Genomic DNA, 24,571 nt, shown 5'->3' on the forward strand with positions numbered 1-24,571 from the left:
ATATTATTTAATTATAATTAAAAAATACTCTATTGCTGAGCGTTAACATTATATTTTACAAGTTCAATAATTTAATTGTCGCGTACAACAACGCCAAACTTATTAATATAAAAAGTAATAGCACCAGAGAAAATAAAGCTCTACCCAGCCTATTTTTTAAACCAGAAAACCAACCTTTCGCTATTTTTTCACTACTGGGTGTTTGAACCAACACCCCGATTAATGCACTGAGCAACAAACTCCAAACAGCGAATAATAAAAAAGGTAAAGCATAAGTATTTTGATTTTCAATTGAGCCATAAATAAATAGAATAATGATTGAAATAATACCAGCGATAAAAATAAGATTTAATAAAGGCTGAAGAAAAAATATACGTTGCGCCAAAGTTTTAAATGTCATGACATTTGCCTTTTAATGATAATAGCCAAGCAATAAATTCCACTGTAATTTACTCTCACAGCTTAACGTTTCGCTGATCATAATAAAATCACTAGTTTTATCTTTTAAAATAATCATTTAACAAATACTGTGGAACTAAAGTAGCATTCTATAACTTTATTTTATGCGCCATGATAACAGGGTTAAATTGCCTTTTTAATACCTTAAATTTTTAACTTATATTTATAACGCTTAACTATGGAAACATATCATGTATAAATTTTTATCAATGATTATCATCATTACAATAGCAATTTTCAGCGCCAATAGTTTTGCTATATCATCAGCATTAATTGAGTTTGGAAATAACCCTGGCGAGTTGAGCGCAAGTTACTTTCAAGGTGCAAAAACGAATAAAAATTTGATTGTTTTATTACATGGCTGTGTTCAACAAGGTGAAACTCTTGCTGAGCAAACAGGTTTAATGGCTTTAGCAAAAAAGAAAAAGTTTTCGTTACTTATTCCACAACAAAGCCAAAACAATAATATTAAAGGCTGCTTTAATTGGTTTTCGACACAAGATATTGAAAAAAACCAAGGTGAAAGTCTGTCGATTAAAAACATGATTAGCACCGTCAATGCCAAGCAAAACTTTAGCAACATTTATATTATAGGTTTATCTGCCGGTGGTGCTATGGCGAGTTCAATGGTGGTAAATTACCCGGAGCTATTCACCGCGGGCGCTATTGTTGCTGGTATACCCTACCCTTGTGCAGATAATTTGATAACTGCTATAGCTTGTATGCGCAGTGGTCCTTCTCAAACGACTGAGCAATTAACAACCTTGATTAAACAGCTAAACAAAATACAACCACATTGGCCGGCATTGTCGATATTTACCGGTGATACCGACGCAGTGGTCAACCCGAAAAATTCACAACATCTGGCTATACACTGGGCACAATTAACAGAGTCTGTACAACAACCTATCATTTCAAAATATCAGGGCTATCAAGTAAGTCAGTGGCAGGGAAAAAACAAACAAACTAATGTCGAACTCATTGAAATTGAAAACATGGGTCATGGCATAACTGTCGCCCCAGAAAAAACCGACGGAGGCATTGAAGCGCCATTTGTCATTAGCGCGCCCTTTAGCACAGTACAATACTTAATTGCCGCTTGGAAAATCTAAATCAAGGTAAATATCACTAATAAAAGACATGTAGAAATAAATAAAATTAAATATATAGTCTTTATTTACAGTGAGTTACATTAAAAAAATACGACATACTACTATAGTACAAATTAACTTCTGACAAATTTACTATAGAGTTTTATCCACACTAATAAAAAACAATAAAGTGCTCTAACTAGCGGTTTATAAGATTTAATAATACGGGGAAACACCATGAAACGTTTTAACACCAGGCTCAGCGTTTTAGCCATAACAATTTCAGCAGCACTGACTAGCCAAAACATCATGGCGGCAGAAACAGATGAACAGATAAAAAATGATCCAACGTTAGAGCGTATTGAAGTAACGGCGCGTAAAAGCTTAGAAAGCTTACAATCTGTACCTGTAGCGGTAACTTCTGTTGGTGCTGAACAGTTAGCTCAAAGTGGCGTCAGTGTGATGTCTGAAGTTCAGCAGTTTTCTCCAAACACTACCTTACAAGCGAGTCGTGGTACTAACTCAACATTAACCGCTTTTATTCGTGGTGTTGGTCAAGATGATCCATTATGGGGTTATGAACCTGGTGTTGGTATTTATGTTGATGATGTTTATATAGCTCGCCCACAAGGCGCTGTATTAGATATTCTTGATGTAGAACGTATTGAAGTTTTGCGTGGTCCACAAGGTAGTTTATACGGTAAAAACACTATCGGTGGCGCAATTAAATATGTCACTAAAAAAATGTCTGGTGATCTAGAGCTAGATCTTAAAGCAACTTTTGGCAACTATGGTCGTCAAGATTATAAAGTGGCAGGTAAAATTCCCGTAATAGACGACAAACTTTACGTTGGTTTTGCCTTAGCTAATTTAACGCGAGATGGTTACGGTGAGTTTTTACAATCTGACTTACCAAATCAAGACCTAGAAAATTACAACAAAGATGTTTTTGCTGGTCGAATTACTGTCGAATTCGAACCTAATGACGATTTATTTTTCCGCTTTAACTATGACAAAACAACAGATGACTCAAATGCTAAAGGCGGTTACCGTTTACTGCCGAGCATAGTCACTGATGCACCAGTACCTGACAGCGTTTATGATTCTTACACCAGTATGCCTACGTGGAATAGTGTTGAGTCTGAAGGTTTCAGTTTAACGGCAGAATATTTTATCAACGACACTTGGTCAGTTAAGTCAGTTACAGCCAGCCGCGAAAACTACTCGAAAACAAATATTGATTTTGATAATACCGCAGAGCGTATTTTTGATGTACCCGCGATTTATGACGATGAACAGTTCAGTCAAGAATTTCAACTTAACTATGACTCAGACAATTTAACTTTTGTTTCAGGCTTATACTACTTTGATGGTGAGTCTTGTGGTCACTTTGATGCAATCTTAGAAAATTTTGGCCAATCTTTAGGTTTACCCGGGTTAACTCGTGAAGTTAGCGGTTGTAACAACAGTGAAAGCTATGCGGTTTATGCACAAGGCTCTTACAACCTTACTGATAAATTATCGATGACTTTAGGTGCACGTTATACCACAGAAGAAAAAACAGCTAACGTTAATAATGGTCTAGCATTTGAAACTGTTTATCCTGAAAGTGGTTGGATACCGGGTTATGTACGTGGCGATGTTACCTTCCCTGAAGTACTAAATGACAAAGAAGATTGGTCGCGTTTTACTCCACGTGTTGGTGCTGAGTATCAATACTCAAATGACATGATGTTCTATGCTAGCTACTCACAAGGCTTTAAATCAGGCACATTTAACCCTAGAGCAGAAGGAGCAGAGCCAGCTGTAAATCCAGAAGTTGTTGACTCATTTGAAGTCGGTGTTAAAAGTGAGTGGAATGATAATTTAAGGGTGAATGCCACAGCTTTCTACCTTGATCATAAAGACAGACAATTCGTTACTGTTTTACCTTCAGAAGACAATAGTGCGTTAAGCCAACGTTTAGGTAATATTGGTAAATCTACCGCATCGGGTTTAGAGCTAGAGATTGAATATGCTGCAACTGATAGCTTAAATTTATTTGCTAATGTCGGTTTAATTGACTCATCATTTTCAGAAGTAATATCATTCGATACAGACCTTAACAAGATAGATATTAGCGATAGTTTTACTATTACTAATACCCCTGAAACTACGGCTAATCTTGGCTTTTCTTATGATATTGAAACATCTGCAGGGGCTTTTGTAGTGAATGGTAACTACTATTACCGTAGTGATTACGATTTAAACGTTACTGATAACTTACTAACACAAGATGGTTACGGCCTACTTAACTTCGGTATTAACTGGTATAGCAATGACGGTGATTGGACCGCAGCGCTACATTGGAAAAATATTACCGATGAAGAGTACTTAGTAGGTAACTATGCCTTCTTAGGTGAGCAAAATACTGATGGCAGCTATGCCCCAGGTTTAGGTGGTGATACTACATTGATTGGTTATTACGGTGACCCTGAAACCATTTCATTAACTATTGGTTATAGCTTCTAAAAAGCCTTTATCATCAAATATTAAAAAGAGCTGGTTTTTACCGGCTCTTTTTTTGATAATAAACTTTCTATAATTGTAAGTTCTTAATATGCTCGTTTTGTTGTTCGAAAATATTACGTTGTACTCGTACTTTTAATCACATAAAGGCTGCTGTAATGACCCAAGCAAAAGTAATCATCGCTGACGATCATCCCTTATTTCGCACCGCTTTAAAACAAGCGATTGTGGAGTGCATAGAAGATGATGAAACCCTTGAAGTTGATAATTTTCACGACTTACTTAAAGCCGTTAACGAAAATGACAGTTTAGAAATTGTTTTTCTTGATTTACATATGCCAGGAAACGACGGTTTTACAGGTTTAACGCAATTACAAAACCACTTTCCTGATATTGTGGTGATCATGGTATCGTCAGACGACAACTCTGAAACCATGCAAAAAGCGATTAACTTTGGTGCTGCGGCTTTTATTCCAAAATCGGCTGACTTAGCTACCATAGCAAAAGCCATTGATACCGTATTAGACGGTGGAATTTGGCTACCAGAACATATCGAGTTTAATGCTGACCAGCAAATCGACCTCTCTCATCAAAAACTCGCTAAACAGTTAAGCCAACTGACACCACAACAATACATAGTGCTAACTCAAATAGCTGATGGCCAATTAAATAAACAAATCGCTTATGATCTCGATATTAAAGAAACCACAGTCAAAAAGCATGTTTCTGCTATCTTGTTAAAATTAGAAGTGAATAATCGCACACTAGCGGGTCTGGCTTATCAACAATTAATGTTGAGCCCTTCGCAACACTTAAACGTGTCTTAAAGGTAAACACGTGCTCAAATTAAATAAAATGATTTGATTTATGGTTTTGGCTGACTTGCTGACTACAAAATTAAATCATGCTCAATAGGTAATAACCTTAAAAAATAACTCTCATACTTACCTCTCAAAAGCGTTAAGTTGCTTCTCTTGCAAACAACGAGTGTTAGTATTAAATATACTGGTTTCAATGGTTAGTTTCTTGGTATGCTGACCACATTAACCTCTAAGCATTTAGTTAACCTAGCCTATGAATAACTAACCCGTTGACACGATACAATTTCTGCCACGTTTCTTACCTATATAAAGTCGTTTATCAGCGATAAAGACCAAGTCTTCAGCATTATCAGCTTGTTCTGGTGCTACGGCAACACCAATAGTTAGCGTGATTTTTCGCGCTAACGCTGGCTTATGCGAGTCGGATAAAAGCGCTAATTTATCTCTGATCCTTTCAGCTAATTGCACAGCAGAATTAATATGAGTTCTAGGTAAAATCAAAGAGAATTCTTCACCACCATATCGACACGCTAAATCCATTTCTCTAATAGACTGAGTAATAACCGTCGCCAAAAATACGAGTATTCTATCGCCTTCTTGGTGACCAAAAACATCATTAATTGATTTGAAATTATCGACATCTATCATCAGCAAAGCGGTTTTATCACCATTAGCTTTTGCTTTATCTAACTCTCGCGGTAAGCTTTCATTTAAAAAACCTCTGTTATAAAGCCCGGTGAGGTGATCTTTATGAATTTCTTTACATAACAATTCGTATTTTTGACGATAAGTTAGAAAGGTAAAAATATCTTTAATTTCGGAGTCTTTACCATGAGAAACATATTCTCTTTTGCCAAAGTATTTTAGATAAAAGATCAACATTATCGAATAAAAAAGTCCAAAAAGTAACTTACCAATCATTGCTGAAATCAAAAACGTTAGATATTGATCTTGTTGAGAAATAATACCTGAGCCAGTGGTAAAAACGAGCGTATCAAAAATTAGCACTACTGCCATAGCACTGTAAATTCTTAAAAATAAATTGCTGATATGTCTTGAAAATAGCTCGTAAATGATAATGATCAATAAAACATCTGCTGTTAATGTTAGCGTTCCAGCGATGAGTATTCGAGGTGTAAAATTAAAAACTTGTAATGGAATATGGGATACTTGCTCACTTGGCAACCCTTGTATATGGCTACCAATTATCAGCAAAAATATTGTTAAAGTGATATTCGCAAAAACTAGTCCGTATATTAGTTTTCGAGCTTCAGCAACATCTTCTCTAATGTAGATCAAAAGCACGGCGAATAAGCTGGCATTAAAAAGTACTGCGGAACCTGGGCTGACAAATAAACCAGGAAAAATTTCGAAATATAGAAACGATGCAAGTACCGCTTGTAGGTATTGGAATGTGCCTAACGTTATATACAGAAGCGCAATACCAAATTTATGGCGCATGCTAAACAGAGTAACAATGATTATACCAACAAATAACGCTTCAGTTAGCATGTAAGAAAGTTGCAATATATGGGAAGCACCCATCAACATATATCCTTTATTAGCATAAGCGAAAATTCGATCTCAATTAAAGGTTATCAGTAAATCTCTCAACACTTTTAAATGGTAAAACATTTACCATGCTAGGGAAAAACGCTGTATATTTTTTAAAAATAGACTCTATTATTAAAAGATTAAGTGAGTTGCTTTGTATATGCAAGTTATTGGACTAGTTAAGAAGTTGCTTCATCATACGTTTTAGCGCTAAAGATTTAACCGGTTTACGTAAAAATAAGCACTCAGCATCGCTTGTGTGTTGTCTAACAATTTCTGACGGATCAGCAGAACAAATGATCACTGGCAATTGCCATTCTTGTGTTTGTAGCATTTTTCGTACTAATTCAACGCCATTATTACCATGATCCAGATGATAATCGGCAATAATAATATCGGGCTTTATCTCACCATTAGCTAACTTTTGTTGGCATGACTCCTCATCAAAAGCCGTTAATACACTGCAGCCCCAATCGATAAGTTGTTTGGCCATAGCCGTTAACATTAATTGGTCATTATCTACCAATAACACAACAATGTTATTAAATGGTTTTTGTGCTGATGCTTCAGAAATAGTGTCGAGGTTTTTATTGCTTTTTTTACTGGCGTTGGCGTTTACTAACGCTGCTTCATTTGCATTGGCTCTAGGGATTTCAATACTAAAACATGTACCTTTGCCAAGTTGAGATTTGACTGAAATTTTTAATCCAAGTAAATTAGCTATACGTTCTGAAATGGCTAAACCTAATCCTAGCCCTGGTATTTCTCGGTTTTGTTCTAAACGCTCAAACTCACGAAATATAGCTTTTTGTTGCGCCAATGCAATACCCGGCCCGTTATCCCATACCTCTACACGTATCATGGTTTTTGTTCTTCGAATGCCGAGTAAAATTCGGTTACTGATGCCCGACTTTATCCCTTGTTTGTCATTACAGTAATGTACCGCATTGGATAAAAAGTTTTGTATCACCCTTCTTAACATGCGTTTATCTGAGTGCACAACACATTGACTAAATTGATAAGAAAACCTAATGTTGGCTTGCTCTGATAATGCTGTAAATTCATTCTTTAATGGGCTGAGTAAGTCATCTAAAGCGAAATGGCTTTTATCAATTTTTTCAGAACTGCTGTCTAATCGAGAAATTTCAACTAAGTCTGACAATAAGGCTTCAACAACATTAAGGGAGTCATCAATGTGCTCAGCAAGTGCGGTTAATTCTTCACCTTGTACTTTATTTTTTAACATTGAAGTAAATAAAGACAAGGCATTAAAAGGCTGCATTAAATCGTGGCTCGCCGCGGCTAAAAATCGACTTTTACTACTATAAGCCGCTTCGGCTTCAGACTTCGCTTTTTGCAGTTCTTGGGTACGACTTTCAACACGTTTTTCGAGGTTTTCGTTAGCTTTTTGTAAGGCTTTCTCGGCTTCAATATGAGCAGTAATATCAGAAAAGGTACTGACGAAGCCACCGGCAGGCATCGACTGCCCTCTAATTTCTAAGACAATACCGTTAGGCATTTTACGTTGAAAAAGATGACTATCGCCGTTTTTCATATGGGCGATTCGCTTAGTTATCATCTGATCAATATTATTAGCTCCAGAAATAATACCTCTTGCAATGTTATGTCTCAATAAAGTTTCAACAGGTAAACCGGCTTGAACAAAGCCATCTGGGTAATCAAGTAATTGAATATACCGCTGATTCCATGCCACTAACCTCATATCTGCATCGACAACACTGATACCCTGCTCAATATTTTCAACACCTGACTGTAAAAGCTCACGATTAAAACGAAACATTTCATTCGCTTCATCGACAATACTAACCACGTCTTCAAGCGGCATTCTCTCGGAGGTTGACGCCGCCTTCATTACCATTCTTGTAGAGGCCGAGCCTAAAACACCTGAAAGCTGCAGCCGCGTATATTCAATTAAATTGATGGGTTCAACATCAAGACTGTTTTGATTGCTTTGATTTGACTTTGCAATTTTCAAAAACTCATCTGCTGAGCTTTTATCAATAAAGCGCATTAATAAGCTGTAGAGATCTTCCGTGCTTAAGTTTCGTTCATATTTTCGCTGACTTTTAGAGATAAAAATATCGGCTTGTAGTTTTTCACCAACACTGCGATGTGTTAGCAGTGAAACAACCACAAAGCAGACAATATTACTGATTAAACTATAGAAAACTCCATGGCTGGTTAAGTCTAAAAAGTCGACACCAAACAATGCAGTAGGCTTTAACCAACTGATACCAAACACGCCATTTTGTACCCAAGATAAGTTGGGCGCAATAATCGGTAGTAATAAGGTAAAAAGCCACATAACACTACCAACAATTAATCCTGTCAATGCCCCTTTACCATTGGCTTTTCGCCAATATAAAGCGCCGATAATTGCGGGGGCAAATTGCGAAAGTAAAACGAAGGAGAGCAAGCCAATACTGGCTAAATGACTTTGCTGATTAATGCTACGTTCAAAAGCAAAAGCGAATAACAAAATTGCGGTAATAGTAAGGCGGCGTTGTTTTAATAATAAGCCTGAAAACTGCGGTGCGCCTTCCTTGCTAAAATATTTAAATTTCAACGTTAAGGGTGTTATTACTTCGGTTGAAATCATTGTGCTCAAAACAATAGCCGACACAATGACCATACTCGTTGCTGCCGCTAATCCGCCAATATATACCACAACACCTAACCACGCTTGTTGAAAAAACAATGGCAGCGTTAATACATAGGTATCGGCGTCTACACTGCCGCCAGGAAAAGTAATCAAGCCGGCAATGGCAATGGGTAAAACAAAAATATTAATTAAAATAAAATACAATGGAAATAACCAGCGAGCCGTTTTTAACTCTTGTGGATGATGGTTTTCAATCATCATCATATGAAATTGCTGCGGCAGAACGAAAATAGTAATGGCGCCCAGAAGTGCATGAGCAACACTCAAATAAACAGAGTTTGTCTCAGTAAATAGTTGCTTAGTTTGTTGCTGGGCAGCGAGATCGGCAAAACCATCAAAAACAAAAAACGTCGCAAAAATTCCCACGGCCGTTAGCGCCAACAATTTAACCACAGAACTAAAAGCAATCGCTAATACTAAGCCTTGATTCTGCTTACTTGCAGCAATTTGTCGAGTACCAAAAAAAATACTAAAAACAATTAAAACAATAGTAACGACAAATGCGGTACTAATACCGGATTGAAACGTGCCAGTGAGTAAATCAAAGCTGGTACTAATGGCGCGTAATTGCAACGCAATATAGGGCACAGTACCAATCAAAGCGATCAAGGCAACGGTAATGGCGATTTTTGGCGAACGGTCGTATCGAAAGGCAATAAAATCAGCAATTGAGGTTAAGTTTTGTCGCTTGATAATGTTCAGCATTTTCATCAACATTGGCCATGCAAATACCAAACACATGATAGTGCCAATATACAAAGGTGCAAGCCAAGCACCTGTGGTAGCTGCTTGCCCTACCGTGCCGTAAAAAGCCCACGATGTACAACTTACCGCTAATGAAAAACTATAAACCCAGGGTTTACAGCGCCATTGTTCAGATGATTGATTCTGACCTTTATAAGCCACCAAAAAAAGTAGGCATAAATAACCAATAGAAAGAACGGTGATTAACCATGTATCAATAGAAAGCCAAGCTAACAAATTTATTCCTTTGTTTTAAAGATGCTATACCTAGCATAGAGGCATGTAGTGCTAGCATATCATTTGTGCTATTGAGTTATAGTGCACTAAGGTAGTACTTATTTCCCCAACATCCTCAGGTAACCTAGCTATTCATTGTTGTTTTGTATAAAAGTTATCATAGATGAAAATTACTAACAAATATTTAGTCGAAGCTATTGTTTTCTTTAGTTATGTATTATTTGCCATGGCTTGGGTTGGCGGCACCGCGAGTATGCAAAGTATTATGCTTTCGCTTGACGTACATAGCCTAGCTTCAGCAAGCTTTATCAGTGGTGCAGTGACCCTAGCTAAGATTGTTGGCACTTTCATTGCGGCTTGGATAGCGATAAAACTAGGCATTAAATATGCGTTTTTTGTTTCCAGCTTACTCATCACGATAGGTCTACTCACGCCATATGCACCAAATTACGAATTATTGTTATTAAGCCGCTTTTTGATGGGCCTTGGTGGCGCATTTATGGTGGTATATTTTAACCCTATCGTTTTACAATTTTTTAAAGCGGAAGAACGCTCTACTATTAATGGTATTAACGCCGTAGCCTTTAATATTGGTACCGCAGTTATATTGTGGCAAATGGGTACGATTAATGATCTAACCGGGGGATGGCAAAACAGCTTAGCCTTGTTCTCAGTTATCAGCTTAATTGTTGCCCTGCTTTGGCTTTTAGTTAAATTTGAAGAACCAGATACATCAACTCAAAATATCAATGATTTACCCGCAGTTTACAGCTACAAAGAAGGTTTGAAAGACCGCTTCAATTGGATTTATGGCTTAGCGTACTCTGGTATTCTAGCGTTCTACATTTGCTTGTTCACTTTTTACCCTAAGGCGGGCATAGTGCAAAGTAAATGGGTCATTGGTTTTGGTATTATTGGGACTATATTTGGTATTATTTATGCCAAGAAAATACCTTTACGCATCCCAGTTATTCGTTGGTCTGGTTTTGTTGTTATTATCAGTACCGGCATATTTTCATTTAGTGACATTTATTGGCTACAAACCTTTGCAGCCATGGTATTAGGTTTTTTTATCTTCTTACCCGTGACTGCATTAGTGTCTATTCCACACGAATTACCCAAAATGACTTCGCCGCGTATCACCATCGTATTTAGTATGTTTTACTCAATTAGCTATATAATTTCGACACTTATTTTATGGATATTCGGCAGTTTAGTTGATGTTAACCAAGGTGATTTTACTTGGTCGTTTATTTTAATCACTGCACTCAGTTCTACCTTGTTTATTGGTAGCTATTTTTTACCAGAATCTGGCCAACAAAAAAATATAAAAGTAGGAAGTTAATATGCGAGGTACTGTATCAAAAAATTTAGCTCCATTACTCAAGCAGGTTAACGAAGGTCTTGAGCAAGCAAAAGCATCGGGTGCCGCTTTTGAGCCTAGTATTATCAGGCAGAACTTGGAGAACTTAAGCGCTTATATGATCCCAGGCCCTGAAATCTCCTTGATAAAAAATACATTTATTATGGTCGCTGAACATCAAGTTGCAGTACGCATTTATCATCCTAATCCAGAGCAACCTTTACCTGTTTTATTGCATTTTCATGGCGGTGGTCACATGTGCGGTAGCATTGATTTATACGACCCCATTAGCCGAGAACTTGCTATTGCCGCTAATGCGATAGTTATTTGTATAGATTATCGTTTAGCACCTGAGCACCCTTATCCTGCTGGTATAGAAGACTGTCAGTATCTATTGGAAAACTACCAAAACTTATTAAAAGATTATCGATTTAGCGCTACACTTTATATTGCAGGTGATAGTGCGGGTGGCGCAATTTGCACCAGCTTGGTCACTAACAATATAAATAATCCTGATATTAATATTGATAAACAAATACTAATGTACCCAAGTGTTGATTACTCCATGAGTAGCCCATCAATTGTTGAAAATGGCGAAGGTTTTTTACTTGAATCCGATAAAATACGTTGGTATTTTCAGCAGTATTTCAATATCGACAATATCGATGTAAACACCAACGAAGCCACAGCCGCCTTAATCAAACAAGCATCGCCTTTACTAGGTGATTTTGATATTAAAATGCCTAAAACCTTAGTGATAACGGCAGGTTGTGATCCGTTGCGAGATGAAGGGGCCTTGTATGCCGAAAAAGCACAACAAGCAGGTGTCTGTGTTGAACATTACCAATTTGACGAATTAATACATGCTTATATGTTGTTGTCAAAACTAGTGCCTGAGCAATACCATCAAACCTATATGATGATTGAAAAATTTATTAAGGCTGAGTAACCTTTTGTTTGAATGAATTAACTAAACAGAAGCTACGACTAGTAAATAATTAACTAACTTCCTATGGGCTCCTTGTTATGCAAGGTAGCCCTTTTTTTTATTTTAAATTTTAGCTTGATAAAATAATTACTGCGCTGTCCACGCACCATCCATAGGCAAGGCAGAGCCTGTGATACTTCTGGCACTGTCACTACACAAAAACAAAATAAACTCACCGATTTGCTCTGGTGCCATCATTTCTGGCAAGGGTTGCTTAGCCGTAACAAGTTGGTATTTAGCATCATCAAAGGGAATATTTTGCTTTTTGGCGATCGCTGAAATTTGATCGTTAATTAGCGGGGTATCAACCCAGCCAGGGCAAATAGCATTGACGGTAATGCCTTGCTCTGCGCACTCTAAAGCGAGCACTTTTGTTAAGCCCACTAAGCCATGTTTCGCAGCACAATACGCAGACTTATTTACTGACCCAACTAAACCATGCACAGAAGCAACATTAATAATTCTGCCCCAGCCGTTTTGTTTCATTTTTGGCAGTGAGTATTGAATGGCATGAAATGCCGCAGATAAGTTAATCGCAAGAATAGCATTCCATTTTTCTAACGGAAAATTTTCAGCTGATTCGGTATGCTGTATACCGGCATTATTAATTAAAATATCAACACTGCCCATTTGCTCAATAGCGTTTTTTATTAAACGTTCGATGCTCTGAACATTCATTAAATCAGCATTGTCAAAAATGGCATTGATACCATATTGAACGGAAAATTCACTCGCTAGTTCTTCGCCTTCATGGGTTGGCATTAATCCGTGTAAAACAAGGTTAATTCCCTGCGCGGCAAGTACATGGGCTGTTGCTAGGCCAATACCGCTTGTTGAGCCCGTAATTAGGGCTACTTTTTGGTTAAGCATAAGGTTTCCTTATTATATATCAGTTATATAAATTTATGCTCAAGGTTACCTTACTTTAGCGCGTTAATAATTGGTCCCTTAGTACCATGCATGACAAAGGGAAAATATTAACGCGCGCTTATTATGGTTTGACAGGAATGATTGATAGGAATGGTTTGATAGGTCTTGATTTAGCTTTATTACTGCAAATCTCTACTCTAAAGTTCTAAATCAAAAACCACATCAATTGTTGCTGAAAAAACAATATTTTCTTGTAAATAACGCCCAGGTTTTGCCGCGCTATCTGCCATACTCGATCTCATTTTATAAGCTTCGTTATTAGCACCATATCTATGATGACTTTGATTTGAACTAGCATTAATACTATATATTGCACCTAACTCAGCATCAAAAGCGTTCGCTAACGATTTACCTTTGCTTTTTGCACTATTAACAGCAAGTGCATTTACTTCTTGTTGTAATTTCTTTTCATCAGAGGATTTTAATTCAATACTTCTAATCGCATTAATTTTTACTGATAAAGCAAAATCCATAAAGGCATTCAGTTTATCAATATCGTTTAATGTTACTTTTAATGTTCTGCGTGCAATATAACCCTCAATTTTATCTTGTTCACCACGGCTATAGGTTCGACGTATTTCCGTTGAAATATTTGAAGCCGAGACGCTGTCTTCATCAACACCAAAATCAGCTAAACCATCCAGTAAGTTATTCACCCGCTGATCTACTTCTTTTTTTGCATCCAAACTGGTTATTTGTTCGCTTTCAACATTTAAATGTATAACGGCAATATCTGGCATTGCCATTAATTCAGCCGAGCCTGTTACCGAAATATGACGATGAGTCGGCAAACTATTATTGGCAAAAGTAAAAGCGGAAAAGCTAAGCAATAAAATACAAGTAAATAATTTCATATAATGTCCTTTTTAAAATCAATTTATATTACATCTTTATACAACAGGTTAATGGCTCCACTAGTGAACCATTAAAGTGAGTAACAGCATAACAATGCTATTAAAATCTGCGATATTTGTGTTATTTCAATCACCACAGCCAGCTATAGCTCCATAGCTGAGCTTAAGTACTATGTCACAAATTTAACGGCTAGGTGATTAAATTATTAGTTAATAATTGTAACGAGAACACAGCTTAATACACGTTAACTGAATAGTAGCTGAACGAATGTAATATTGATTTTACAAGTGAATATAAGCAATCTGAAATTAAAATAATATTTCCCTCGATTTGTCGCTTTAAATCCATTATCGTGCCCCTTTTTAGCGCCAAATAAAGTCGTTATTGTAGTAATTTATAGGCAACTCATGCTCCAAACTCTTTTAGAAAACAAATCCTTAGTTACCCTTGTATTAGCTATCGTAATTATCACCGTCAAATTAGTCGTTACTCGCTTTATAAAAAGTCGTGCTAAAAAGAAGAAAATAGACAAACGTTTTACCGTCAATTTTTTAAATAATATTTTTAACTTTGCGCTAATTGTTGTCTTATTTAATATTTGGTCGGTTGAAATTCAAAAGTTTGCCTTTTCAATTGCTGCTTTTGTTGTTGCTATCGTATTAGCAACAAGGGAATTTATTCAATGTTTTATCGGTTTTATTTATGTGGTTTCTAATCGTCCATTTCGGGTTGGTGATTGGATCCAAGTGGGCAACTATTGTGGTGAGGTAAACTCAATTGACTGGATTAATTTAACGTTACTAGAAGTCAATATCAGTAATTATCAGTTTACCGGTAAAACTCTTTATTTACCGAATAATCAATTGATAACCACCCCGATTAAAAACTTAAACTTCCTTAAACGTTATGCTGTGCATCACTTCACCCTGACCCGAGATGGCAGCGTAAATCCGTTTGATTTTATTGATGCTATGAAGGTTAAAGCCAACGGCTATTGTGCAGATTTTAGTGATGTTGCTGAACGATATAACCAAGTTATTGAGCATAGATTAGATATAAAGATTGCAGGGCCAGAGCCACATATTGAAGTTGCTACATCTGATCTTGGTGACACTCAAATTATTTTCACCATTTTTTGCCCAACCGAGCGAGTAATGGAAATTGAAAACAAACTCACCGCTGACTTTATGAATTTTTGGTTTAGTGCTAAGCAACATAAATAAACAAATTTAGCGCTATTAAATATCAAGCTTTAAACCTGCTACTTTAGGGTTTAAAGCAAGTTAAACCCTACATAAACGTTGATTTTACTTTTTATTTACAAATTAACTGGTTAGACTTAAGCGTTTTTCAAAATCGGTTGTTTACATGCTTTTTCGCTTTATCACGCTTTTTTCTATCTTATCTACATTCACTGTTAATGCCGCTCAACTTGATAGCTTTAATGAAAAGTTATCAAAAAGCATTGCTAATGAGTTAATAAAACAAAGTATTCCAGGGGCGGCTTATACCGTTGTTAGAAACAACAAAATCATTGTGATGGAAAATTTTGGTTATACCGACAAGACTAATAAAAGCAAGGTGGATAACAACACCGTTTTTCGCCTAGCCTCTGTATCAAAACCTTTTGCTGCAACAATTGCCATTATGTTAGCGCAAGAAAAAAAACTCAATTTGTCTGATCCCATCACAAAGTTTTTGCCTAATTTTGCTTTGGCTACTAAAGGTGCCGCAGACAAAATTCAATTAAAACACTTGCTCAGCCATTCCAGCGGTTTAATGCCTAATGCTTACGATAACTTATTGCATGAAAACTGGAATATGGCAAAAATAATTAGCCGTTTTGACCGCGTCACCCCTATTTGTCGACCTGCTAAGTGTTACGGTTATCAAAATATTGCTTACGGCTTTTTACAACCTGCAATAGAGGCAGTGACCAAAAAAAGTTATGCTAGCTTGTTGCAAGAACGAATTTTTTCCCCTTTAAAAATGGACAATGCTTCTGTAGGCATAGACGTATTTTTAACGCAGAACAATACCGCTAAACCTCATATTTTAAGAAAAAGGGTAAAAACTGGGCAGAAAACACGCGCGGGAAAAGACATTAGACGCTATATATGGCGTACGGTAGATGTTGAGCCTGACTACTACAAGGTTGCGCCAGCAGCAGGTGTAAACGCAAGTATTACTGATTTAGCTAAATGGCTAATCGCCAATTTAGGTAATAACCCCGAAGTGCTTTCGCCTGCGCTGCTCACAGAACTCACTATACCCCGTATTAGAACCAAAAAAGATTTACGTCGTCGATATTGGCGTGAACACCTGAGCGATGCCCACTACGGTTATGGCTGGCGTATTTATCAGTTTGAAGGTCACCCAATCATTTACCACTCAGGTTGGGTTGCTGGTTATCGTGCTGACATAGGTTACTCACCAACACTGGATATAGGTTTTGCCATTTTAATCAACGCAGAATCAAACGTTATCAATAAAATATCCAGCCAATTTTGGATACAAGCTCATGAGTTATACCTTAGCAATAATAAAAGCTAATTTTATTTATTGGCTTAATGTCAGCAACTATTGTGAGCAACTATGGTGCTTTAAATAAGTAGCTCATTGCTGCTACTTTAATCTAACTATATTTTCAGTAACATAAGGCTTTTACTCATCGTGAATAAAAACTAGTATGTTGCTTAATCATACTGCACAAAAATCGCCATAATGTTGCCACAATTGCTCACCACATTGTCTTATTGTTAACGCCCACTGCACCTTTTGTTTTGTTGAAATAGCTTATATCAACAGCACTTTGGAGCAACGCATGTTTAACTCAAATAAAAAATTAATATTTGTCGATTATCAAGATTCATATTTTTATCAGCAAAAGCGTAAAAAACAGCGCAGGAAGTGGTTTAAGTACCTTTTATTATTTGCATTTTTAGCAACACTTATTGTGGCTATTGTGCCATTAACACGCGCTAATACTTTTGATGCAGAACTTAACTCCCAATCAACCTCATCAAGTGAAAGCAGCTTAATTCAAGGGCCGCAATTAATATTCACTCATCCCGACAACAGTAAGCATATAGCCTTGCCCTTAGATATTACGCTTAATATTGAAGTTAATGGTTTGGTCGCTTATGCACAAATAAAGCAAGTATTTATAAACCCTTATAACATTGAGTTAGAGGGTAAATATCAATTTCCGTTACCGGAAAATGCCGCGATTAAACACTTAAAAGTAAAAGTGGCTGATAAAGAAATTATTGGTCAAATAATGGAGAAAAAAGCAGCTAAAGCCGTTTATGAACGAGCGAAGAAACGCGGAAAAAAAGCGAGTTTGGTGCAACAACAACGACCCAACTTATTTACCAACAACATAGCTAATATTCCTGCACAATCAACGGTGGTGGTAACATTAGATTTCATCATGCCGGTAACCTTTAACCTAAACCAGTTAAGCTTGAAACTACCGTTTGCCATGACCGCTCGTTATCAGAGCGAGAACTACCAAAAGTCTCCTGCGCAACAACACACAGAATTTATACCTTCACAGGCGAGAGTACTCGCGAACAGCAAAGCATCAATAAATATAGTACTTAATGCCGGTGCTAGCGTTGCAACAATAACCAGTAATAGCCATAACATAAAAACTAAAGCGTTAACTGGCGATCAAGCTTCACACCTGATCACTCTAACTGAGGAACAAGCCATCGCAAATAGCGACTTTGAACTCAATTGGCAGCTTCAACCAAATCAAAAACCACAAGTCATTAGCTTTACTGAACAGGTTGGTAGTGAATACTTTACGTTATTAACCTTTTTCCCACCGCCAGTTGATCAAACAACAACCTTAGCCCGTGACATTATTTTTATTATTGATACCTCAGGCTCTATGCAAGGAAGCTCTATGGTGCAAGCTAAGGCTAGCTTGCAAGAAGCAATTTTAAAATTAAATACCAAAGATAGCTTCAACATTATCGCTTTCGACGACAGCGTTAAATTATTATTTCCAGACACAAATATGGCTTCACCACGCAATATTGGCCAAGCACAGCAATTTATCAACAATTTGCAAGCAGATGGTGGCACTGAAATGTATCGCCCTCTTAGTCAAGCACTCGTCATGGCAAAAGCTCAGCAGCAAACAGTAAAGGCCATTCGACAAGTCATTTTTATTACTGATGGCGCTGTGGCTAATGAGTTTGAATTGATGCAGTTACTTGATGGTGCTCAACGGAACTTTCGTTTATTTACCGTTGGAATTGGCGCTGCACCCAATGGCTATTTTATGAAAAAAGCGGCGCAGTTCGGCCGAGGCAGTTATGTCTTTATTAAAAATAATAATGAAGTTCAATCGCAAATGTCTGCTCTGATGAGCAAAATCAACCATCCGGCGATCACCAATATTGACTTAATGTTTGATAACCAAGTTCACCAAGCAGTGGATGTTTACCCTAAAAGAATTGCTGATTTATACATAGGAGAGCCGTTGCAAATAGCAATAAAATCAAAGCTGCCTATTACGAGAATACAAGTCATGGGAGATAGTGCTGAAAGCCCTTGGTATCAGCAAGTAATTATTGATGATAGTCATTCATCGCGAGGTATATCAACACTCTGGGCGCGGAGAAAAATTGAAAGTTTGCTAGATAGCTTAGTCACTGGAGCTGATAAACACCAAGTGAAATCACAGGTAATTTCAACCTCAATTGCTCACCAGACATTATCACCTTATACCAGCTTTATTGCGGTTGAGAAACCAGCAGAGTTGTTGCCATTAACCGCTAAAAATAACGAAAACAATGCCAAACGACAAATGAATTCGTTAGCAAAAGCACATGAAAATTTAATGGTAGCAATGCCTAGAACAGCACTGGGTTGGCATCAACAACTACTGTTCGGTTTGTTATTAATGCTGTTAGCACCATTGATACTGCGCATGTGGTCTAAATAGCATGGCTAACCTCACTAAAACCGTTAGAAAATTAGCGGCTGCAGCTTTATTAATTGTAGGTGGTTTTTTGTGTGTACAAGCGAGTTGGTTGCCAGCTAAAGCGTGGTTGTCACAACAATTAATTAAACATAGTTGGCAGCAATCAATATCAATAATGGCACAACAGAAAATACGTGGACAAGATAATACCAACCCACATAGCCTAAGTAAGCCAATAGCCATTAAACCTTGGCCTTGGGCTGATACATTTCCAATTGCCGAACTGGTTTTTCAGCGTATAGATAAGAGTATTGTGGTATTAAATGGCGGTGACCCTACCACGTTAGCGTTTTCGGCTGGCGCTGTTGCGCCGTTTAATCAGCCTGCGGCCATAAAGCCTTTTGTTGTTGCAGGTCACCGAGATAGTCACTTTGCATTTTTAGAGGATATTGCCATAAAAGATATAGTTTCTTTGGTCGATGCCCGAGGAAAAATGCAACACTATCAAGTAGAAAGTATTGATATAGTTGATGCTACTATCGGCCAATTTCCATTAGTTGCTGATGAGAGAAGTTTAGTGTTGATCACATGCTACCCTTTCAAAGGTATTACTAATAGCGCCGATGAACGTTATGTAATTACCGCACCCCCTTTGTGATAGCAATTGAAGTAAGTAAAAACTTTAACATTTGATCGCTATATTTTACGGGTAGATGACCTCTAAGCATTTAACAGTTTTTCAAATTCAATAACCATTAACTTTACTCACTGCTTTAGGCACCTGCCCAGTTTCGCGAAAACTGATAATATTTTGAGCGACAATATCACAAGCACTATTGAGATTTGTTGGCGCAGATATGTGTGGTAAAATGGTGATGTCTGGGTGTTGCCAAAGTGCGCTATCAGCGTTGAGTGGCTCATGTTCAAAAACATCAAGTACCGCATGGTTAATATGGCCAGAGCTTAAAGCATCGAGTAAATCGTCGGTATTAATAATACCACCACGGGCAAAGTTAATAATCGCACTGCCTTGAGGTAACTTAGCTAATAAATCTTTATTAACAATCCATTTTGTTGCGGGGGTTAACGGTAATAAGCACACTAAAATATCACTTTGCGCTGCCATTTCTACTAATCCACTCTCTCCACTATAACAGCTAACATTGGCTATATTTTTAGCTGTTCGGCTCCAACCCATAACCTTAAAACCATTTATTTTCAGCTGCTTTGCACATGCTTGACCTAATTCTCCTAAACCAAGAATACCAATACGTCGTTCACTTGCAGGTATAAGAGCATGCTGTAGCCAGTGCTTATCTTTTTGTTGCTTAGCATAACGCGGCATGTCTCGGTGCAAATATAAACTCCACGCTAATACGGCTTCAGACATGGCACTGCTTAGCATAGGATCAATTAATCGCACTACTTCAATCGGTGAATCTGTTAATGACTTCATTAAATGTTCAACGCCAGCCCAAACACTGTGCACCCACGTTAAGTTTTCAAATTCTGCCAGTAGCTCTGGTTTAGGATTAGCAACAATAGCTAGCTTTACCTGTTTTTTTTCTACCGGCTTAATCTCAGAAAACGCCACAACATGCTCGTTAGGTAGTCGCTGATTAAGTGCCGCTAGCCAGATAATTTCTTCATGTTTGGGTAATTGATTTATAAATGGGATCATATGGCTTTGCGTTCATGTAAAATAGATTTTATTATACTACCGTAAGATAATACTTAAACCAGACAATGTTTTAATCTATTGATAAGTAAAAAGTTATAATTTTGTTCTATCTTCCCACGCCCAACTAAGGTATAACGGCGCTATGAAAGTACCTAAACGAATACAGCCACTTGTTAATGATGGCCTAATAGACGAAGTAATAAGCCAATTAATGAGTGGAAAAGAAGCCACTGTTTATATGGTGCGTTGCGGCGATGACATTCGCTGCGCGAAAGTTTACAAAGAAGCCATTAAGCGCAGTTTTAAAAAAGCAGCGCAATATCAAGAAGGTAGAAAAAGTCGTAATAGCCGTCGTGCTAGAGCGATGGAGAAAGGATCTAAGTACGGTCGAGACCAACAAGAGTCAGCTTGGCAAAATGCTGAGGTTGACGCGCTATACCAACTAGCAGAAGCCGGTGTTCGCGTGCCACAACCTTTTGGTTGTTTCGATGGCGTATTATTGATGGAACTTGTTACGACTGACGACGGCGATGTAGCTCCACGCTTAAATGACGTAGTTATGCCAGCAGAGCAAGCAGAGGAAGATCACACCCTTGTTATGCATTACGTTAAGTTAATGCTTTGTGCAGGTATCATCCATGGTGATTTATCAGAGTTTAATGTTTTGGTTGATGATTACGGTCCAGTAATTATTGATCTGCCACAAGCTGTTGACGCCTCTGCCAATAATAATGCTAAAGCCATGTTAATGCGTGATGTTACGAATATGACCAACTATTACGGTCAATTTAGTCCCGCCTTAAAACAAAGTAAATATGGCCAAGAAATGTGGGCATTATTTGAATCCGGCGAACTAACACCAGAAACAAACCTAACAGGCTTTTTTGAAGAAGATACTGATGCAGCCGATGTTGATACGGTTTTAGAAGAAATTAAAGCGGCATTTGAAGAAGAAGAAGCAAGAATAGAACGCATTAGTGATGCAAATGCGGTTGATAGTGAATATTAAATAAGTACACCCTGCTCTATAGTTTTGTGCATATGACGCCACTGCTCATATGCACATTACTTATCTTTTTAAGTAAGGCTTGCTAGTAAAAAAACATAATTCCCATAATAATCAAACCAGCCAAAAAGAGGGTTTCGCTCGCCATTAATGCGACCGGCCGCCACCCAACAGACAGCACTTGTTTTAAAGATGTTTTAACACCAATTGCTGCAATAGCAATAACTAATAAGTAACTCGATAGGCTTCGAATAATATCAATTAACCATGGTGGTAATACGTCAACATTTTTTAAAAATGCCAGTACGAAAAACATAATCAAAAAGCCAGGAATAAAGGCACTAACACCACCTGACATTTTACTGTTTTTTTCTTTAAAAACAAAAAACACCATCATCACAATCGGCATTAATAATGCGACTCTCAGCAATTTTATATAAGTTGCTACATCGCCTGCTTCAGGTGAAATACTGTAGCCTGCACCAACAACTTGCGCTACATCATGAATAGCGCCGCCAATAAAAACCCCAGCCAACTCATCTGAAAATCCCAAGTAACTTGCCACAATAGGATAAAAAATCATAGATAATGTACTAAAGGTGGTAATACCTATCACGGTAAAGGCAAAGTACTTCTCTTGTGATTTATCGTTTGGCAAGACCGTAGAAATAGCCGCTGCCGCCGATACACCGCAAACAGCAACGGCGCCGCCAGACAACACGCCAAATACTTTCGATAAACCTAAGATACGGGCAAATAAAACGCCAAAAATTATCGTCAACACCATACTCACCATCACAATCAATGGCGGTGTAATACCCAGTGAAACAATATCAGCAAAAGCAATGCGAACGCCGAGTAAACCCACACACAAACGCAGCAGTTCTCGTGAGCAAAAGTTAACACCGGCTTGGATAGTTGAATGGTTATAAAATGAATGTAGGCTCAAGCCCAGTAGCAACGCAAAAAGTATAATCGGTGCTTGATAACGCGTGGCAATAATAGTGGCGATAATAGCGATAATTGAGCATAAAGCGACACCTAGTATTTTAGCTTTAATATTGATTAGCATTGTTCATTTAACCGGTGAATTTTTTTGTAAAACAATAGCTAAAGTGTATCACCAACGATGGTTATATTAACTATTTACGAAGACTAAAAGTGACTAAAAGCAATTGAAACTAAAAAGCCTGCAAATGCAGGCTTTTATATCAACACTATATCGATATTAAAAGTAACAACAAGGTTAAGTAAACCAGTTATTGTCTTTACCTTTTGCCGAAAAACGTACTAAAAGCAAGGCAATAACAATGACCATAATAGGCATGACAGTACCGCCAGCTCCATACACTTCAAAAGAATTACTCATGAAAAATGAATGATACATTTGCACAATCACCGCAATTAATGAAACCATAAACAAGTGATAGCATATGCGCTTTTTCATTAATAAAGCGACACTACCTAAAGCACCAGCAAAAACCGCAATAGTAAAAGCAATGGTTGCCCATAATGGTACTGAGCTATAAAGTGCTTGTTCTGCCATGGGTAACTCAGCGATCATTTCTGGTGTCATCATTATATGACCCACAAAAGCCATCACACCGAGTAAGTTCCAAACTAATGCTAAAATAGCCGCCACTTTAAACCAATGAGGTAACGGGGGTTTTTCTGAAATCTGTGAGTTATCTGACATATTTAGTTCCTTATTTTTATAGTAATTTAGAATCTATTAATTGTCTGCTTTTAGTAAGAAGTTAGTATTAACTCTTTCTATTCACCCCATATATCTTTCGGCTTAAGCTTTAATACTTTACGCTCGCTAGGCTTACGCTCAACTTGTGTTTTATTAGGGTTAACATAAATTTTACTGGCATTTGCTTTAGCTGAATTGTAGTTTTTATCGGCTAAAACTGTTTCCAGTTTATCTTTAATCTCTTCAACAACTGGCTTACTTACTTGCTCTTTAGCACGGCGTTGCACATGAAACTTTTTATCGATGCCTTGCATAAGGTTACGTAAAACTTGGTCTTTACATTCACGGTAATTTTTATGATCTGGCTTGCGAGAAAAGGCACTTAACTCTGGCTTATTTAACCGATAGTTTGCTAACGCCAAAATATCAATAATGTCTTCTGCTTTAAGGTTGAAAGCAATTTTAAGCTTGGTGAGAATAATATTATTGTTTAAGCGCTTTTCAGCTTTTGCAGGTTCGCCTTCTTTTTTACCGCGACGTTCATTAATAAAACCATTTAAAAATGCAGCAAATGTAGTGTCCGGACAATTGACATAAGCCGGATCTTCTTCTTTTTTTAACCAGTTACTGATTTGCTCGCGCGTTACGGTTAAGTCGCCGGCAGCAAAAATAGCCATAACCTTTTGATCGTTAAAATTAAAGGTGTACCTGAGACGGCGTAAAACATCGTTATTAGTCAAAAAAATTCTCCAAATTCCAACGAGTTTCGCTGGTAGTTGTTACTGCTTCACGTAATAAATTTATTAACGGTCAGTAACATATAGTGATTCAATTACGCGCTATTATACACGCTTTAAATAACCAGATCTTTACCTGCATGCGCAATTTCAAGTAAAAGCGTTAAAGCATTAAATTTAGCGGTTAAAGTTCACCTAAAACTCATGTTAAGATATGAAGAACTTTAGTCTAAAACACATTTTAAATGCCCAGCAATAATGTTTTAGTTAAAATCATCG

General features: G+C 37.4%; 18 protein-coding genes and 1 pseudogene. 10 read left to right on the top strand and 9 right to left on the bottom strand.

Translation table 11 applies throughout. The features are described from left to right. Window positions 1–55: 55 nt before the first annotated feature. Window positions 56–400 (bottom strand): hypothetical protein, encoded by a 345-nt coding sequence (locus tag DBO93_RS13660; RefSeq protein ID WP_108456827.1) that lies wholly within the window; start codon window positions 398–400, stop codon window positions 56–58. A 250-nt stretch (window positions 401–650) separates the two neighbouring features. Here DBO93_RS13660 and DBO93_RS13665 point away from each other — a divergent pair, with 250 nt between their 5' ends. The 3 genes from DBO93_RS13665 (at window position 651) to DBO93_RS13675 (ending at window position 4,885) form a co-directional block, all read left to right on the top strand. Further along, on the top strand, window positions 651–1,571 hold the full coding sequence (locus DBO93_RS13665) for a PHB depolymerase family esterase (protein ID WP_108456828.1): 921 nt from the start codon (window positions 651–653) through the stop codon (window positions 1,569–1,571). Window positions 1,572–1,787: 216 nt separating this feature from the next. Next, window positions 1,788–4,061: a TonB-dependent receptor gene (locus tag DBO93_RS13670; protein WP_108456829.1), complete on the top strand. Its 2,274-nt coding sequence runs from the start codon at window positions 1,788–1,790 to the stop codon at window positions 4,059–4,061. 155 nt (window positions 4,062–4,216) lie between these two features. Continuing rightward, entirely contained in the window at window positions 4,217–4,885 is a 669-nt protein-coding gene (locus DBO93_RS13675) for a response regulator transcription factor (protein WP_108456830.1), read from the top strand. A 255-nt stretch (window positions 4,886–5,140) separates the two neighbouring features. Here the strand turns inward: DBO93_RS13675 and DBO93_RS13680 are convergent, their stop codons facing one another. After that, window positions 5,141–6,424: a diguanylate cyclase gene (locus DBO93_RS13680; RefSeq protein ID WP_162533793.1), complete on the bottom strand. Its 1,284-nt coding sequence runs from the start codon at window positions 6,422–6,424 to the stop codon at window positions 5,141–5,143. Window positions 6,425–6,608: 184 nt separating this feature from the next. Beyond that, the gene (locus tag DBO93_RS13685; protein ID WP_108456832.1) at window positions 6,609–10,097 is read right to left on the bottom strand and encodes a PAS domain-containing hybrid sensor histidine kinase/response regulator; all 3,489 of its coding nucleotides are present in this window, start codon (window positions 10,095–10,097) and stop codon (window positions 6,609–6,611) included. Window positions 10,098–10,260: 163 nt separating this feature from the next. Here DBO93_RS13685 and DBO93_RS13690 point away from each other — a divergent pair, with 163 nt between their 5' ends. Together DBO93_RS13690 and DBO93_RS13695 are read left to right on the top strand one after the other, a co-directional pair. Continuing rightward, window positions 10,261–11,442, top strand: a complete 1,182-nt coding sequence (locus tag DBO93_RS13690) for an MFS transporter (protein WP_108456833.1) — start codon at window positions 10,261–10,263, stop codon at window positions 11,440–11,442. Window position 11,443: 1 nt separating this feature from the next. Beyond that, a complete protein-coding gene (locus DBO93_RS13695) occupies window positions 11,444–12,409 on the top strand; it encodes an alpha/beta hydrolase (RefSeq protein WP_108456834.1) in 966 nt (321 codons plus the stop codon). Between the two features lie 126 nt (window positions 12,410–12,535). On the opposite strand, the gene DBO93_RS13700 is transcribed toward DBO93_RS13695, so the two are convergent. Next, window positions 12,536–13,318 (bottom strand): 3-hydroxybutyrate dehydrogenase, encoded by a 783-nt coding sequence (locus DBO93_RS13700; RefSeq protein ID WP_108456835.1) that lies wholly within the window; start codon window positions 13,316–13,318, stop codon window positions 12,536–12,538. Window positions 13,319–13,515: 197 nt separating this feature from the next. Then, window positions 13,516–14,232: an SIMPL domain-containing protein gene (locus tag DBO93_RS13705; RefSeq protein ID WP_108456836.1), complete on the bottom strand. Its 717-nt coding sequence runs from the start codon at window positions 14,230–14,232 to the stop codon at window positions 13,516–13,518. A gap of 408 nt (window positions 14,233–14,640) precedes the next feature. On the opposite strand from DBO93_RS13705, the gene DBO93_RS13710 reads away from it, so the two are divergent. The 4 genes from DBO93_RS13710 (at window position 14,641) to DBO93_RS13725 (ending at window position 19,830) form a co-directional block, all read left to right on the top strand. Continuing rightward, the gene (locus DBO93_RS13710; protein WP_108456837.1) at window positions 14,641–15,456 is read left to right on the top strand and encodes a mechanosensitive ion channel family protein; all 816 of its coding nucleotides are present in this window, start codon (window positions 14,641–14,643) and stop codon (window positions 15,454–15,456) included. Between the two features lie 145 nt (window positions 15,457–15,601). Continuing rightward, entirely contained in the window at window positions 15,602–16,786 is a 1,185-nt protein-coding gene (locus DBO93_RS13715; protein ID WP_108456838.1) for a serine hydrolase domain-containing protein, read from the top strand. 271 nt (window positions 16,787–17,057) lie between these two features. Further along, window positions 17,058–19,193, top strand: a complete 2,136-nt coding sequence (locus DBO93_RS13720) for a marine proteobacterial sortase target protein (RefSeq protein WP_108456839.1) — start codon at window positions 17,058–17,060, stop codon at window positions 19,191–19,193. Between the two features lies 1 nt (window position 19,194). Further along, entirely contained in the window at window positions 19,195–19,830 is a 636-nt protein-coding gene (locus DBO93_RS13725) for a class GN sortase (protein ID WP_108456840.1), read from the top strand. An 87-nt stretch (window positions 19,831–19,917) separates the two neighbouring features. Here the strand turns inward: DBO93_RS13725 and DBO93_RS13730 are convergent, their stop codons facing one another. After that, entirely contained in the window at window positions 19,918–20,853 is a 936-nt protein-coding gene (locus tag DBO93_RS13730) for a glyoxylate/hydroxypyruvate reductase A (RefSeq protein WP_108456841.1), read from the bottom strand. Window positions 20,854–20,995: 142 nt separating this feature from the next. On the opposite strand from DBO93_RS13730, the gene DBO93_RS13735 reads away from it, so the two are divergent. Continuing rightward, window positions 20,996–21,862 (top strand): PA4780 family RIO1-like protein kinase, encoded by an 867-nt coding sequence (locus DBO93_RS13735; RefSeq protein ID WP_108456842.1) that lies wholly within the window; start codon window positions 20,996–20,998, stop codon window positions 21,860–21,862. Between the two features lie 82 nt (window positions 21,863–21,944). Here the strand turns inward: DBO93_RS13735 and DBO93_RS13740 are convergent, their stop codons facing one another. The 3 genes and pseudogenes from DBO93_RS13740 to DBO93_RS13750 all read right to left on the bottom strand — a co-directional run. Beyond that, window positions 21,945–22,931, bottom strand: coding sequence for a putative sulfate exporter family transporter (locus tag DBO93_RS13740; protein WP_108456843.1), 987 nt, complete (start codon window positions 22,929–22,931; stop codon window positions 21,945–21,947). A gap of 174 nt (window positions 22,932–23,105) precedes the next feature. Further along, window positions 23,106–23,555, bottom strand: coding sequence for a hypothetical protein (locus tag DBO93_RS13745; RefSeq protein ID WP_239058997.1), 450 nt, complete (start codon window positions 23,553–23,555; stop codon window positions 23,106–23,108). Between the two features lie 293 nt (window positions 23,556–23,848). Continuing rightward, window positions 23,849–24,295 (bottom strand): annotated as a pseudogene (locus tag DBO93_RS13750) (DUF1456 family protein); the annotation flags it as partial. Window positions 24,296–24,571: the final 276 nt, after the last annotated feature.

Origin of the sequence: Colwellia sp. Arc7-D (genome assembly GCF_003061515.1) — a bacterium.
GTDB lineage: Bacteria > Pseudomonadota > Gammaproteobacteria > Enterobacterales > Alteromonadaceae > Cognaticolwellia.